This window comes from Sphingobacterium sp. UBA7038 (genome assembly GCF_002494055.1).
GTDB classification, from domain to species: Bacteria; Bacteroidota; Bacteroidia; order Sphingobacteriales; family Sphingobacteriaceae; genus Sphingobacterium; species Sphingobacterium multivorum.
In genome coordinates, this window is record NZ_DLAV01000015.1 from 287,087 (window position 1) to 302,134 (window position 15,048).

General features: G+C 38.8%; 12 protein-coding genes. 4 read left to right on the forward strand and 8 right to left on the reverse strand.

The window, feature by feature from the left end; genetic code table 11:
• Nucleotides 1–8 precede the first annotated feature (8 nt).
• The 4 genes from B3H30_RS10300 to B3H30_RS10315 all read right to left on the reverse strand — a co-directional run bounded on the left by B3H30_RS10300 (nt 9) and on the right by B3H30_RS10315 (nt 4,669).
• Nucleotides 9–932 carry a LysM peptidoglycan-binding domain-containing protein gene (locus B3H30_RS10300; RefSeq protein WP_070567783.1) on the reverse strand — a complete coding sequence of 308 codons (924 nt, stop codon included), beginning with the start codon at nt 930–932 and terminating at the stop codon, nt 9–11.
• Between the two features lie 11 nt (nt 933–943).
• Nucleotides 944–1,699 (reverse strand): hypothetical protein, encoded by a 756-nt coding sequence (locus B3H30_RS10305; RefSeq protein ID WP_070567781.1) that lies wholly within the window; start codon nt 1,697–1,699, stop codon nt 944–946.
• A 116-nt stretch (nt 1,700–1,815) separates the two neighbouring features.
• Complete coding sequence (locus tag B3H30_RS10310) at nt 1,816–3,408, reverse strand: OmpP1/FadL family transporter (protein ID WP_070567778.1); 1,593 nt, start codon at nt 3,406–3,408, stop codon at nt 1,816–1,818.
• 70 nt (nt 3,409–3,478) lie between these two features.
• Nucleotides 3,479–4,669, reverse strand: coding sequence for a hypothetical protein (locus B3H30_RS10315; protein ID WP_083296034.1), 1,191 nt, complete (start codon nt 4,667–4,669; stop codon nt 3,479–3,481).
• Between the two features lie 178 nt (nt 4,670–4,847).
• On the opposite strand from B3H30_RS10315, the gene proS reads away from it, so the two are divergent.
• The 3 genes from proS to agaR all read left to right on the forward strand — a co-directional run bounded on the left by proS (nt 4,848) and on the right by agaR (nt 8,106).
• On the forward strand, nt 4,848–6,320 hold the full coding sequence (gene proS / locus B3H30_RS10320; protein WP_046675471.1) for a proline--tRNA ligase: 1,473 nt from the start codon (nt 4,848–4,850) through the stop codon (nt 6,318–6,320).
• A gap of 15 nt (nt 6,321–6,335) precedes the next feature.
• Entirely contained in the window at nt 6,336–7,124 is a 789-nt protein-coding gene (locus B3H30_RS10325; RefSeq protein ID WP_070567772.1) for a hypothetical protein, read from the forward strand.
• Nucleotides 7,125–7,344: 220 nt separating this feature from the next.
• Complete coding sequence (gene agaR / locus B3H30_RS10330; RefSeq protein ID WP_070567770.1) at nt 7,345–8,106, forward strand: transcriptional repressor AgaR; 762 nt, start codon at nt 7,345–7,347, stop codon at nt 8,104–8,106.
• 108 nt (nt 8,107–8,214) lie between these two features.
• Here agaR and B3H30_RS10335 read toward each other — a convergent pair whose 3' ends face one another.
• The 3 genes from B3H30_RS10335 to rpoN form a co-directional block, all read right to left on the reverse strand.
• Nucleotides 8,215–9,291 (reverse strand): agmatine deiminase family protein, encoded by a 1,077-nt coding sequence (locus B3H30_RS10335; protein WP_070567768.1) that lies wholly within the window; start codon nt 9,289–9,291, stop codon nt 8,215–8,217.
• 89 nt (nt 9,292–9,380) lie between these two features.
• On the reverse strand, nt 9,381–10,256 hold the full coding sequence (locus B3H30_RS10340; RefSeq protein WP_070567766.1) for a carbon-nitrogen hydrolase: 876 nt from the start codon (nt 10,254–10,256) through the stop codon (nt 9,381–9,383).
• 80 nt (nt 10,257–10,336) lie between these two features.
• The gene (gene rpoN, locus B3H30_RS10345; RefSeq protein ID WP_070567764.1) at nt 10,337–11,803 is read right to left on the reverse strand and encodes an RNA polymerase factor sigma-54; all 1,467 of its coding nucleotides are present in this window, start codon (nt 11,801–11,803) and stop codon (nt 10,337–10,339) included.
• A 518-nt stretch (nt 11,804–12,321) separates the two neighbouring features.
• Between rpoN and B3H30_RS10350 the strand changes: the two genes are divergently transcribed.
• Nucleotides 12,322–14,583, forward strand: a complete 2,262-nt coding sequence (locus B3H30_RS10350) for a penicillin-binding protein 1A (RefSeq protein WP_312352068.1) — start codon at nt 12,322–12,324, stop codon at nt 14,581–14,583.
• A gap of 68 nt (nt 14,584–14,651) precedes the next feature.
• On the opposite strand, the gene B3H30_RS10355 is transcribed toward B3H30_RS10350, so the two are convergent.
• Nucleotides 14,652–14,975 carry a hypothetical protein gene (locus tag B3H30_RS10355; protein WP_070567759.1) on the reverse strand — a complete coding sequence of 108 codons (324 nt, stop codon included), beginning with the start codon at nt 14,973–14,975 and terminating at the stop codon, nt 14,652–14,654.
• Between the last annotated feature and the right edge of the window lie 73 nt (nt 14,976–15,048).

A 15,048-nucleotide genomic window follows, 5' to 3' on the forward strand; every position in this document is an offset into this window, starting at 1 on the left:
TTATTCTGTTAATTTTCTAGAGGTAATCCATACGCAATTTCAACCTGGAAGCGTTTATCAAGTGCGCCTATGCTCGCGGCGGCAGATTTTGACAACACGACAATTGCATTTTGGTTTTCGGCATTATCATTAAATTTACCAACCACTTTTGCATAAGTCACACTTTTGGTCATTGGGTTAGTAATTTTTAAAATAGTACCTACTGGAGCTGACTTATGAAGAGCGAGGTTGCTTGTACCTTGAGATGATAGCCCATCAATCCAGACGCCAATACCACGTTCGGACTTTTCACGTATTCCGTAGCGGTTTGTTGAAATTTGATTTTCTTCTTTATCATCACCGTCAGTAGAATCGGGGCTTACAATTTCGATTCCTTTAGGTTCAACTAATTTTGGTCGTTCAGGAGGCAGGGGCTGATTGGGGATCATGAGTTTCATTCCACCGCCAATAACATTATTTTTTAAGTTATTTGCTTTTTTGATGTCTTCAACAGAAATACTGAACCTTTTAGATATGGCATAAAGTGTCTCTTTCTCACCAACGATATATTCCGTGAAACCTTCTTGCTGCTGCGGATTACGCGGATTTTGCACTGTCATATTTCCACGGTCATTGTTTACTGTTGATTTCGCTTTACGACCTGTTGGAATCTTAACAATTTGACCCAGGCTTAATGTTCCATTACCGTTTATTTGGGTCAATTGGCCTACCGTCGTTTTATACTTTTTACTTAACTGGTAATAATTATCTCCTTTTTCAATTTTGAACAGCACGTATTCTTCACCATTGATTGCTTCTGTTCCTACTGAATCAGGGATAAAATCAGCGCGTAAAGAAGTTGAGTTTTTTGCTTCAACTTGTTGAATAGCTAATATCGCGATGGATAGAATAGCTATCTTTTTATATGTCTTTAATTCGAATAAAACTTTCATATATTTTGCAATTATACTAAATACGAAACAAACTCCCGTTTATTATCTGTCAAAAGGAATATTTGTTCGTGAATAAGAAAATAGATGTTGAAGAACTTTAGTCCTAGTTTGGAAACTGCAAGAGTAGTTGCTGTTATTTTTTCTTTTGTGGATTGCACTAACCTGATTTGATAACAATTATCTTTGTCTTTTTCATAGAAAACCCAAATAAAGTGGTCATTTACCCTATTAATCCAGATCTCGCCATCAATTGGGAAGTCCTTCAAAAAAAGGGGTATTTCACCATTGTAGATGATAGGATAGACGAGCGCACTGGCATAAGGTTTAATGGAATTCTCATTTTTGCTTTCAATCAACATCGTTTGGAGATTCAAAAATAGTTGTAATCCCTCTGCTATTACTTTGGGTCTAATAAGTAGTCCTTGGTCAACCATATTGATAAAAGTATAGTTGAACCAGGTTTCTTGTTGTTGTGGATTGTAACAATTGATTAGTTGTATGCCTGCATCAATTGGTGAATTATGCGCAATCTTCTTTAGTATCAATTTTTTACATTGGATTCCGCCTAATACCCATTCTTTGGCAATTGCCTTGAAGTCCCGTAAAACGTAAGTTCCTTCAAAAGTAATCACATTAAAATAGGGCAGGGTATCATCTGGATTTCTTGTCTCTACCGCAATCAATTTATTCTCCGCATCGATTTCGATCCGCCAAATCGGGTATGTAAAAATGAAATTGAATGCTTTTGAAATTGTGTGATTCGCCATGTAATTTTCAACCAAGAGGGCAAATTTACTAAAAGCTTTTAAATTATGGTTGCTGGGATGGTGATTAATGAAAAACGTCCAGACAAGCTGGACGTTTTTTCTGAGAAAAGGATCTCTTAAAATTTAGAGCCAATTGTCAATACCACATTGGTTCGTTGATTTTTTATATTGGCTATTGGACTTGTATTGCCAAAGTACTGTTCATCTATAAGGTAAGGTCTTTCTTCATATTTTATGGCATTATAAGCTCCTGTCAAATCAATATACATTCCCCGACCGAGTTTCGCACCAATACCTAAAGAAGCCGTATAGTTGGTATAATCTACATCTTTATAAGGATTGCCACTATAATTGAAACCAGCTCGACCACTTAATACATTATCAAATAAAACTTCACCACCGATTCGCGCATTAAATGCACCTTGGTAAGTATCTTTAATGTTTTGGTTCATGTTCTTTTCTAAACTTTTACTGTAGTTGCCAACATCTTTAAAACGCATGGCGGCATAATCTACCCATTCAACATCTGCGGTTATTAATCCTCTTGAAAAAACTTGACTAGCACCTACAGACAATTTATAGGGTGTATTCATATTGTATTCCAGGTAACTATGTCCTGCGTCATCACTGGTTCTGTATTCCTTGAAAGATTTATCTTCATCCCGATTAAAATAGCGGAATTCCGAATTGCTATAAGTTTCATCCCGAATACTCATAAATGTTGGCGACTTGGCTGTAAAGCCCATACTGAAAGTAGGTGTGAACTTATAGATTACCCCTAGTTTGAAATCTACACCTGTACCATCAGTTACTTGTATATAGTCATCAAATAACTCATAATCCTTGCCAAGAATTTTATTTTTTTCGACGTTTTTTGGATCTAAATATTCAGAACCTGGATTACGTTTTGCCAAATTTTCGGCGTTCAATGTTCTTCCATATTCAGTATACCAACTTGAATTGTCATAACTATAGGCTGTAAATCCTAAAGCTGCCCCCAAATATAATTTGTTGCTATAGTTTGCACCAAAAGATAATACAGATTCGGATTTACTGCCTTTTTCCAAAATAGAATTTACCTGATCAAAGCCATCCTTTCCATTAAAATTATCAAAGTCAGTAATAGGGAAATATCTTCCGTTATTGCCTGTTTCTTTATCAAATAATAAAGAGTTATTATAAACTTCCTGGCCCCAGCCATTCATACCGCCAGGTGACGATAGCTGGTCAGAATAAGCGTCAGAGATCGAACTTGTGTTATTTACTCCTCGATATTCTAGCAGATTATTATAGACATAATTGCGATTATAAGCAATACCGACATTGAAATTTAACCAGCCTTTATCTAAGTTGCCTCCGTTGCGATAAGTTGGCAAGTGAAAAACAATTCCAGCATTATCCAAGTTGAAATTATTCTTACTGCTATTTGAATTTTGGCCAAAATAGTCGGTTTTATTTTTATTGTTAAGGTATCTGGCTGTTACCGATACGTCAGACTGATTGAAGTAGCCCAAGCCGGCGGGGTTACTCGTAATCGAACTAATATCTCCACCTAATGCGGTAGAAGCGTTTCCCATGGCTTTAAAACGAGCTGTTCCACCATTGTCCCCTTGGGAAAATAAAAGTACATCTTTCGTATATTGCGCTTGAGTAGTCCCTGCTGCACCTAAAACGAATGCAGTTCCAAAAAGTAATTTTTTGATTGTCATATGCTGAAATGTCGTCAATAATAATCAGTAGCATACAAAATGTTGTATGCTACTGTTCAAATGCTTTTAACTATCGAGTACGTCCTCCACTTGATCTTGAGCTACCGCCTCCGGAGAAACCTCCACCCGAAGATCTCGAGCTACCACCGCCAGAGAAACCACCACTAGAAGAGCGGGATGAACCACTATCATAGCTTCTTGTTGGAGGCGTATAGGTTGGTCTTGACGTCGAGCTTGGGTTGCTAGAACGTGTTTCCATGGAACGGCTCATCGGACGAGATACCTCCCCAGAGCTTGTGCGTGACCGCGTGCCATTATTATAGTAGCCACCTGTACTGCGTGTACTATTCGGGTAGGAACCGTTTACTCGCTCGGATGTTCTTGAACGCGTACCGTCTGAATAACCCCTGTTTGATATGCCATCGGAAGTTCTTGTTCTTCCTCCTGTTCTATCGTATGATGAACTACGCGATGAAACTGAACCATCCGTATTTCTCGATCTGCCAGTTACAGATGTGATTCTTCCTCTCGAATCACGCGCTACGCCAGTGCGATCATATCCGCCGGAATTTCGGGCAACGCCGTTACGGTCATACCCGCCTGAAGTCCGGGTTCTTGATGATGAACTTCGCGTATTATAGTTATCTCTGTATACAGATCTACTTGAAGCGTAACGAGGTCTCGAATTGCCCCAATAACCACCACCCCAGTATCCATTTCCGTACCAGCCTGATCCCCAGTAGCCACCGCCATACCAGCCACCCCAAGGTCTATAGCCTCCATACCAAGGAGATCCCCAGCCCCAGCTAGATCCCCAACCCCATCCAAGGCCGATCGACCACGATGATCCCCAACCAGAGTTCCATCCCCAGCCCATTCCAAATGATGGTCCGTATCCGTACCAACCACCGAAGCCATAGCCATACCATGGGTCAAAAAATGGGTCGAAATAGGTCATCCCTGGAGTTGCGTAATAAAAACGGTTGATACGATTAGCGTATTCGAGATCTTCATAGGAATCACTGTTGTAATCCTGATCGGAATATTCATCATCATAATAACCACCTTGTGCCTGTCCATTTGGTTGGGCCTGATCTGCATCCGTGTAATAATAATCTGGGCTTTGGTAAACCTTTTGTCTCGCTTGCCCACTATTGCCATAGACATCGTCGCCATAGATTTGCCTACTCGTACCGCAGGAACCCAGCATGAACGCTCCTGTTATGGCAAGTGCTCCGATAAATAATCTATTTTTTTTCATAATATCCTAAATCGTTATTTTCGATTATACAGCCTTATTTACTATCTTAGACGCAAATTTCTCGACGGGGTTTAATCGAAGTAATCAAAAATACAAATATTTTTTATTGAACGCTTTTCGTATTAGAATTGCAGACGAGATTTAACGTAAGAATGTTACAATAATTTATCAATTTCATATGAGTAAAGGAATAACAAGTCGTGCAGAAGATTATTCGCAATGGTATAATGAGCTTGTGATCAAAGCTGATCTCGCTGAAAATTCAGCTGTACGAGGCTGTATGGTGATTAAACCATACGGGTACGCCATCTGGGAACGGATGCAAGCGATCTTAGATAAAAGATTTAAAGAAACAGGTCATAGCAACGCTTATTTCCCTTTATTCATTCCCAAATCGTTTTTTTCAAAAGAAGCTGCGCATGTGGAAGGTTTCGCTACCGAATGCGCGGTAGTAACTCATTATAGATTAAAAAACGATGGTACAGGTAAGATCGTAGTGGATGAAGAGGCGAAATTGGAGGAAGAGCTAATTGTACGTCCGACTTCTGAGACGATTATATGGAATACCTACCGTGGTTGGATTGAATCTTATCGTGATCTTCCAATTTTGGTCAACCAATGGGCCAACGTCGTACGATGGGAAATGCGTACACGTCTTTTCTTGCGTACTGCGGAGTTTTTGTGGCAGGAGGGCCATACAGCTCACGCAACCAGAGAAGAGGCTATTGAAGAAACCGAACGTATGCTTGATGTCTATGCGGAATTTGCTGAAAAGATATTGGCTGTGCCTGTTGTACGTGGTAGAAAAACAGAAAACGAACGTTTTGCGGGTGCCTTGGATACCTATTGTATTGAAGCATTGATGCAAGATGGAAAAGCATTGCAAGCAGGAACTTCTCATTTCCTCGGCCAAAACTTTGCAAAGGCGTTTGACGTGAAATTTACGTCTAAAGAAGGAAAATTGGAGCATGTTTGGGCGACTTCTTGGGGTGTTTCTACACGTTTGATGGGTGCATTGATTATGGCTCACTCAGATGATCAAGGATTGGTATTGCCACCAAAATTGGCACCAATTCAAGTTGTCATTGTTCCGATTTTTAAAACTGATGCAGAAAAAGCACAGATCGATGAATTCGTGAATCAGTTGACAAAAGAATTACGGGTGAACGACATATCCGTAAAATACGACGATCGGGACACTCAACGTCCGGGCTTTAAATTTGCAGAATGGGAGTTAAAAGGTGTTCCTGTACGTGTCGCAGTCGGGGCAAGAGATATGCAAAATGGTACGGTAGAATTAGCGCGACGTGATACCCAAACGAAGGAAACGGTTGCTCAGGAGGGCTTGGCCGGTACTATTGTACAATTGCTAGATACTATACAAGAAAATATATACCAAAAAGCATTAAATTTCAGGACATCGCATTTCACTGAAGTGAATTCGTATGATGAGTTTAAAGAAGTGCTGGAAGGTAAGGGTGGTTTTATCTCTTGTCATTGGGACGGAACAACAGAAACAGAAAAACGCGTAAAAGAAGAAACCAAGGCAACAATTCGTTGTATTCCTTTGGATGCGAAAGAAGAGGAAGGTGTTTGTATCTTTACCGGGAAGCCTTCAAATCGTCGTGTACTCTTTGCAAAAGCCTATTAATAGTCTTATCAGAATATGAGGATACTCATTTTGGGATGTGGTTGGCTTGCAGAATCTTTTGCGCTACATATGAAGTATCAAGGCCATGAGGTTTGGGCTAGTACGACAACATCTGAAAAATACCATCGGTTGAATGCCGATGGTATTTTTTCATTTATTCTAGACTTTGATTATGAAAACTTTCCAGCAAGGATAGATTTACCTACTCAATTTGACTTCGTATTAAACAGTATTCCGGCAAGTCAGAAAAATAGTGTATCGATTCTTGAAAACAGATTTTCGAATATTAAATCATTTTACAGGCACATTACTTGGAAGAAACAAGTCTTTCTGAGCTCTATTGGAATTTATCCGGATAAAGATGCTGTATTTGATGAATTCTATGCAGATACAACCGAGCTCTCATCAAAACTCTTGCTTGCTGAAGCATGCATGTTGGGATTGGCTGATACCATAATTTATCGATTAGGAGGTTTGTTTGGTAAAAACCGTGTTTTTGCCAAATATTTTTCCGAACGTATTTGTACGACGGGTGAACAGCCAGCCAATTTTGTTCATATCGATGATGTGATCAGACTGTTAGAGGCGGCATCTTGCAATGTGCTTAAACATACTGTATACAATGTTGTTGCTCCCTTACATCCTAAAAAAAAGGACGTAATTCTAGCGTCGGCAAAAAAATATGGCTATATTTTGCCACTTGCATTCGAAGCAACTAATACGATTCAAAAAATAGTTAGGGGTGAATTACTTCAAGAGGAACTGGAATATGAATATGTCCTGCCTGATCCTTTGCAATTTTAATTCATTTTTATTTTAAAAAGAAAAATGAATTTGTGACTACCAAGGTGAAAAAATTAAATAATTTCATTATTTTAACATCAATTCTACTATGGGAAATTTAAGTAGGGGGTCATATTTGCGGGAATTTACCCATATCGAGAAATTTTTGCCAGATATTGGTGTTTTCCTTTGAACAAACCGATAATAGATTAGTATTTTAACAGCATATTATAATAGAGCCATGACAAATGTAGAGAGACATCAATATATCTTAAAACAATTAAAGGAAGTCGGCGTAGTTCAGGTAATTGATCTATGTGAGGAATTGGGCGTTTCCTCTGTGACCATTCGGAAGGATTTGACCTTGTTGGAAGATAGTGGATTGTTGTTTAGGACGCATGGCGGGGCAACACAATATAATCCTTATACGACTGATCGTACCGTATTTGAAAAAGAGAAACTTCGTTCGGATGATAAAAGCAGGATCGGGAAAAAAGCGGCTGAAATGATTGAGGAAAATGATTCCATCATTATAGCTTCAGGAACGACCATGCAGTCGCTAGCAAAGCAGATTGTTCCTAAAGGAAATATTACTGTAGTGACTTCGGCATTGAATGTTGCAATGGAATTGATCAAATATCCTTCGGTTGAAATCATGCAGATGGGGGGGACGCTTCGCAAGACCTCAACATCCGTAACGGGAAAGTATGCAGAAAATATATTACAGGATTTTTATTGCAGTAAATTGTTTTTGGGTGTAGACGGGATTGACCTGGAGTACGGGGTATCAACGTCAAGTGCGCAGGAAGCTCAATTAAATCGCATTATGATCGATACGGCTCAAAAAGTTGTCGTTCTTGCAGATTCTTCCAAATTTGGAAGAAGAAGTTTCGGACGAATTTGTGGTTTTGATAAAATTGATATATTAATTACCGATGACAAAGTAAATACAAGCTTTGTGGAATCGTTAGAAAAAGCTGGGGTAAACGTCATAGTTGTTTAACACAGTTTAACAAAAAAAACTCAAAACTATGCTCGACTTTTTATCATAAAAAATGTCCCCAAAAGAGTGTTTAACTTTTTGGGGACATTTTTTCTATGGATAGTTTTTTTAGCTCAGTGCCGGCTCCTGCTGGCTTAAACAGTGGAAACTTCCCAGCCCCCAAATAATGTCAACGGAATTTATACCGATGACTTTACGTGTAGGGAAACAGCCTTGGATAATATCCAGTGCTCTTTGGTCATTTTTATCGTTGAAGATCGGTACAACAACGATATCGTTTGCAATGTAGAAATTAGCATAAGAAGCAGGCAATCTTGTTTCGTCATAGATGACCGGTGCTGGCATTGGGAGCTCAATGATATGCAGTGGCTCGCCATTTAAGAGCCTAAATGAACGAAGTGTTGCTAGATTTTCTTGAAGTATCTCGTAGTTTTCATCCGTTGGATCTTCCTCGACAACTGTTAAAACGGTGTTTTCGTTGACGAAACGTGTGATATCGTCAATGTGTCCATCTGTATCGTCTCCAACGATACCGTCTCCAAGCCATAAAACCTGTTCCTGACCGTAAAATTCTTTTAAATAAGTTTCTATCTGCTCTTTTGTCAGGTGTGGATTTCGGTTTTTATTCAATAGACAAGCCGTTGTTGTCATGATTGTTCCTGCGCCATTAAACTCAACTGAACCGCCTTCCATGACGATATCAGGGACAAATAGAGGAAGGTTGAATGTTGTGGCAATACGTGTCGGAACAATATCGTCCAGGTCGAAAGGAGGGTATTTTCCACCCCAGGCATTATAGCCCCAGTCAACTACTGCTTTTTGATTTGTTGCTTGGTTAATAATAAAAGCGGGACCGTGGTCTCTACACCAAGCATCGTTAGTCGGATTAAAGTAGAATTCGATATTGCTAAAATCTGTTGTCACTTCTTTGAGTGCGGTAATAGCAAAATTTTGCATTTCCTCATTAGCGACGTTAATCCTTACTTTTTGCCCTGCTGCTACGGCTTTAATAAATTCGCAATAAGGTTTGTATATTGTTTCGATCTTCCCGGGCCAAGATTCCTCTTTATGTGGCCAGCTCAACCATAAGGCTTCTTGCTTTGCCCATTCTGCAGGAAAAGAGAAGCCCTGTTGTTTTGGGGAATTGTCAAAATAGTCCAGGGTGAATGTTTTTTTTTGTTCCATACTTATTTTAGCGGGATTAAAAAAGCCATTTCAGTTTGTTTCAGCACAGTGGTATGCCTTCGAAACTGAAATGGCTAGCATATCCAATATTAGTCTTCGTCAATAAAACGTTTGGTGATCGGCGCGTATGTTTCGATTCTTCGGTCTCTCAAAAATGGCCAATGTTTTCTGAAATAGTCCGATTCATTTAAATCTAGTTCGACGACCTCAATTTCTTCTTTGTCATGTGAAGCAAGGTAGAGTAATTTACCTTGTCCATTCGTCACGAAGCTTCCACCCCAGAATTTCATTGCACCATTTTGTTCAAATCCCACACGGTTAACGGATACAACAGGAACGCCGTTTGCAACGGCATGGGAGCGTTGTATTGTTTGCCATGCATTATATTGATCTTTGTTGGTTTCTTCATCTTGGTCTGTTGCCCATCCGATAGCAGTAGGATAGAATAAAATTTCGGCACCCATCAATGCGGTAATTCGAGATGCTTCCGGATACCATTGATCCCAGCAAATTAAGATGCCTATTTTTCCAAATTTTGTTTTGAATACTTTGTAGCCTAAATCGCCTGGTGTAAAATAGAATTTTTCGTAAAACGCAGGGTCATCTGGAATATGCATTTTGCGATATTTTCCTAAATAGGAACCGTCTGCATCCAATACAGCGGTTGTATTATGGTACAGTCCTTCTGCTCTTTTTTCAAATAATGAAGCGATAATGACGATACCTGCTTCTTTAGCAACAGCCGATAGGGCGTCCGTTGATGGACCCGGAATAGCTTCAGCCAGTGCGAAATTGTCATAATCTTCCACATCGCAGAAATATAAAGAGGTAAATAGTTCTTGCAGACACACAATTTGCGCACCTTTTGCAGCGGCTTCTTTTACTTTAGCGATAGCTTTTTCGAGATTCTCTTGTTTGCTTGCGGTACAGCTCATCTGTACAACTCCAACTTTTACTTTGCTCATTCTTTAATGCTTATTTTAATACAGCACAAAGATACTATTCTTAATTTGGATTTGGTCGGTAGGAAAAACAAAAAGAGCTCTTAGAGCTCTTTTCGTAATCTTGCTACCGGAATGTTCAATGCTTCCCGATATTTTGCAACCGTTCGCCGCGCAATATTGTAGCCTTTTTCTTTGAGAATCTCAGTGAGTTTCTCGTCAGCCAAGGGTTTCCGTTTATTTTCTTTTGCGATGCACTCCTCCAATATTTTCTTAACCTCTTTATTGGATACTTCTTCACCAGAATCCGTTTGAATAGCTTCAGAGAAAAACGATTTTAAGAGAAATGTTCCAAATTCTGTTTGTACGTATTTTGAATTTGCTACCCGCGACACAGTTGATATATCCATATCGATTTTGTCGGCGATGTCTTTTAATATCATTGGTTTTAGCTTACGATCATCACCTGTGAGGAAATACTCATATTGGTATTCCATGATTGCATTCATTGTTTTTAGTAGGGTTTGTTGACGCTGTTTTATTGCATCAATAAACCATTTGGCTGAGTCAAGTTTTTGTTTGACAAATTGCACAGCCTCTTTCATTTTTTTATCCTTTTGATCCGATTTCTCGTAATGTTCAAACATGTGTTGGTAATCACGACTTATGCGGAGCTCAGGTGCATTTCGGCCATTTAAAGTCAAATGCAGTGTTCCATCATTATTGCTGATATGGAAATCCGGGATAATATGTAGTTGCTTGCCTGCTACTGCGCCAGAATCTCCTGGTTTTGGATTAAGTTTTAGAATTTCGTTGACTACGTTTTTTAAATCTTCTGATGAAACGCCTAAAGATTTTTCTAATTTATCATAATGCTTTTTAGTGAATTCTTCCAGGTAATTCGCTACGACTTTAATAGCGAGTTTGATTGTGGGATTTTGTGTGTCCTTTTTTTGTAATTGGATCAATAGGCACTCTTGCAGATCTCGTGCTCCAATTCCTGCAGGCTCAAAATCTTGAATTACCTTTAGCATATCCAATACTTCCTGTTCATCGGTCATTACATTTTGGCCAAAAGCGAGGTCGTCGACAAGATTGATGATGGGCCGGCGTAAATAGCCGTCATCGTCCAGACTGCCAATAATTTGCTGGCCAATTAAAAAGTGCTTGTCATCTAAAGCTAAAAGGTCTAATTGTTGTTGTAACTGCTCATAAAAGGAGTGCTGAATTGCAACAGGCATTTCTTTTCGGTCGTCATCGTCATCTCCGTAGTCATAGCCATTGCCATAATCTTTGAAATCATCTTCCTGGATATAGTCTTCTAAACTAAAGTCTTCTGAATCGAATCCGTCTTCATTGTCAAAGTTGTCATCTGGATCTTTATCGGGGTATTCTTCTATAGGATCGGTCATATTAGTCAAGCTACCATCTTCTAACGCAGGGTTTTCTTCTAATTCTTCCTTGATTCTCGCATCTAATGAAACAGTCGGAACCTGCAACAATTTTATAAATTGTATTTGCTGCGGGGACAATTTCTGTAATAGCTTTTGTTGTAATGTTTGTTTTAACATGCTAATAGTTGACTTTTTTACATCTAAATTTAAACAAATATCATTATTATTTTAAAATAAAATCGATAATAAATAAAAAATGGGTATAATATTTGTGGAACGCGGGAAAAAGTTGCAAAGAAATTTGAGACTAGGCCTTTTTCTACCTATAGGTCTTTTGTTGTTTAATCGTGGCTGTAATTTCCAAAATCCACCCTTTCGAATTATGTCGTATTTTACAGTTGTTTGGCAGGTGTTTTTTATTGTTAAAAAATGTAAATAGTTGATTACAGCGATTTATTTAGTTGTATATTTAGCCCCTGAAAATAGATAAAAAGGCATATTGGACAGGTGTAAAACCTTTTGCTGGTCGGATGTGTTGAATATAAGATAAATTTCCATTTATGTTTAAACGTATTAAGAATAGGATTCTTCGTTATCTTGTTATAGCAGTATATTTTATCATTATATTGGTGTGTGCTATACAATTGAATTTTTTGTGGCTCTTTGGTTATTCTCCAACAAAAAAGGATATCGTTATGCCTAGTGTTAATATCTCTACGGAATTATACACGGCAGATAGTGTTTTAATTGGACGGTATTTCGACGAGGACAGAAATCCAATTCCATTTGATAGTATTCCGAAGTCTGTTACTAATGCGTTGATTGCAACTGAGGATGTTCGTTTTTATAGCCATAATGGTGTTGATTTTTTTGGTCTAGGATCAGGTATTATCTCTACATTAAAAGGGGATAAACGAGGCGCGAGTACAATTACGCAACAGTTAGCTAAAAATCTTTATCGTACTCGTTATAATAAGGCCGGTGGATTGTTGACGCGTCTTCCCGTGGCGGGTCTAGTGATCACGAAGTTTAAGGAGTGGATGACGGCTTATAAATTGGAGCAACGTTATTCCAAAAATCAGATATTGGAGATGTATTTAAATACAGTATCCTTCAGTAATAATGCCTATGGGATTGAGACTGCTGCAAAGCGCTATTTTTCGAAAGGAGCGAATCAATTGAATCAGACCGAAGCTGCTGTTTTGATTGGCATGTTAAAAGGTACGACTTTATATAATCCTATTCGTAATCCCGAAAATGCTTTTGTGCGAAAAAACACCGTTTTAAGTCAAATGTATAAAGGTGGTTTTCTGAAAAAAGAAGAGTATGATAAACTGGTTAAGGAGAAGATTGTTTTGAATACAAATAGTCAAGATCTTAATGCGGGTGGAGATTCTTACTTACGTGCTGCAGTAGCTAAATGGTTGGAAAAATGGTCTGAGGATAACAATTATGATATCTATACAGACGGTTTGAAAATTTACACGACGATAAATTCTAAACTTCAAAAGCATGCTGAAGAGGCTGTGGCGAAACAAATGATTGAATTACAGCAACGTCTAAATAACACCTGGGAGGGCCAGGAGCCTTGGCGTGATTTATCAGGTAAGGTTATACCCAACTTCTTGGATAATTTGGCAAAGAAAACTCCTTATTATGCTTTTTTGAGTAAAAAATATGCGAATACCCCTGATAGCATCAATTACTTCCTAAATAAAAAGAAGAAGATCGAAGTTTATAATTGGAAGGATGGTGGTAAGATCCAAAAGGATATGTCTACAATGGATTCTTTGAAATATTATGCCATGATGTTAAATGCAGGCATGATGTCTATGGATCCGTACTCGGGTGAAATTAAAGCATGGGTGGGTGGGATCAACCACCAATATTTTAAGTATGATCACGTGATGCAGGCGAAGCGACAAGCGGGGTCTACATTTAAACCTTTTGTATACTTGGCTGCTTTGGAGTCAGGGATGTCTCCGTGTGATAAGATTACGGATAAACCTGTTACGATCAAGATTGATAAAGGAGATTCTGTTGAAGTTTGGGAGCCTAAAAATGCAGATTGGAATTTTTCCTATCGTGAAATGTCGTTGCGTCATGCGATGGCGCGTTCCATTAATTCGGTTACGGTTCAGTTAACTGATATGGTTACGCCCGCGAAAGTTGTTGATGCGGCACATCGTTGTGGTATTACAAGTAAATTAAATCCTGTTGCCTCTGTGGGGTTAGGACCTAATGATGTTTCTGTTTTTGAAATGGTGAATGGGTACTCGACGATGATGAATCACGGTGAGCGTGTCTCACCTTTATTGGTGTCTAAGATCGAGGATCATGATGGTAATGTTATTGCCACTTTTCAGGCGGAGCGTAAACAAGTGGTGGATAAACAAGATGCCTGGTTGATGACGTATATGCTGCGGGGTGGTATGGAAGAACCTGGAGGTACATCTCAGGGATTGTGGGAATGGGATTTATTTGATAAGGAAAATGAAATCGGAGGAAAGACAGGTACTTCTTCCGAATATGTAGATGGTTGGTATATGGGAGTGACTAAAGATTTGGTGACAGGTGTTTGGGTTGGCTGTGACGAACGGAGTATTCACTTTAAAAATTCTCATTCGGGAGAAGGTTCTCGTACAGCATTACCAATATTTGGGGTGTATATGGAGTCTGTTTATAAAGACAAACAATTGGGATATACGCAAGGTAAGTTTCCTAGTCCTACTGTTGAAATTACGAAATCTTACAAATGCGAAACTCCGCGTTATAGTGATCCGGAACCAGAGCAAAGTGATTCGACACAAGTAGAAGAGCCCGCTGATGAAGGATTTATCGGGCCTGAGGAAGAGGGAACGGAGCATCCTGTTGAGCGTAATCATACTGAAGGTGCTGATAGCGGAACGAGTAGCGTGGGGTCATCCTCGTTGGAGGAGCTTGGTAGTCAAAACTGATAATAGTTAAAGATATATCTAAAAAATAAAGATGGCCGCCTAGTTTAACTAAGGTGGCTTTTTTTATGCTAGGCTGCGTGGTTGGAATCTCTCTTGGTGAACGTTTGGTGTTGCTGAGGGAAAAGATTATTCCAATTAGGATTATATTTACGGATGAGCCTTTCGACTTGCATGGTTGTAAAATGTTGCAGTTCACTTATTCTCTTATTGGCGGTCTCCGAATTTGTGAAAGATTCTGTGTAGATTATTCGATTTAAGCTAGGGCCCTGGTTGAAAATAAAATTATTGGACTGCTGTAGTTCCATTACTGTACTTAAGATGTTGGAACTGAGACCGATTTTAAAGTGTTTCCGATTGTTGTCAGTTGATATATATACAATAAAATTGTTCATAATGCTAAATTATTTGGACGTTTAAAATATATTTACTAATTTTATTGGCACAATATTACTAATAAAATTAGTT

Coding starts and splice junctions, on each gene's coding strand:
- B3H30_RS10300 (WP_070567783.1), bottom strand. CDS start 932: ATGAAAGTTTTATTCGAATTAAAGACATATAAAAAGATAGCTATTCTA.
- B3H30_RS10305 (WP_070567781.1), bottom strand. CDS start 1,699: ATGGCGAATCACACAATTTCAAAAGCATTCAATTTCATTTTTACATAC.
- B3H30_RS10310 (WP_070567778.1), bottom strand. CDS start 3,408: ATGACAATCAAAAAATTACTTTTTGGAACTGCATTCGTTTTAGGTGCA.
- B3H30_RS10315 (WP_083296034.1), bottom strand. CDS start 4,669: ATGAAAAAAAATAGATTATTTATCGGAGCACTTGCCATAACAGGAGCG.
- proS (WP_046675471.1), top strand. CDS start 4,848: ATGAGTAAAGGAATAACAAGTCGTGCAGAAGATTATTCGCAATGGTAT.
- B3H30_RS10325 (WP_070567772.1), top strand. CDS start 6,336: ATGAGGATACTCATTTTGGGATGTGGTTGGCTTGCAGAATCTTTTGCG.
- agaR (WP_070567770.1), top strand. CDS start 7,345: ATGACAAATGTAGAGAGACATCAATATATCTTAAAACAATTAAAGGAA.
- B3H30_RS10335 (WP_070567768.1), bottom strand. CDS start 9,291: ATGGAACAAAAAAAAACATTCACCCTGGACTATTTTGACAATTCCCCA.
- B3H30_RS10340 (WP_070567766.1), bottom strand. CDS start 10,256: ATGAGCAAAGTAAAAGTTGGAGTTGTACAGATGAGCTGTACCGCAAGC.
- rpoN (WP_070567764.1), bottom strand. CDS start 11,803: ATGTTAAAACAAACATTACAACAAAAGCTATTACAGAAATTGTCCCCG.
- B3H30_RS10350 (WP_312352068.1), top strand. CDS start 12,322: ATGCCTAGTGTTAATATCTCTACGGAATTATACACGGCAGATAGTGTT.
- B3H30_RS10355 (WP_070567759.1), bottom strand. CDS start 14,975: ATGAACAATTTTATTGTATATATATCAACTGACAACAATCGGAAACAC.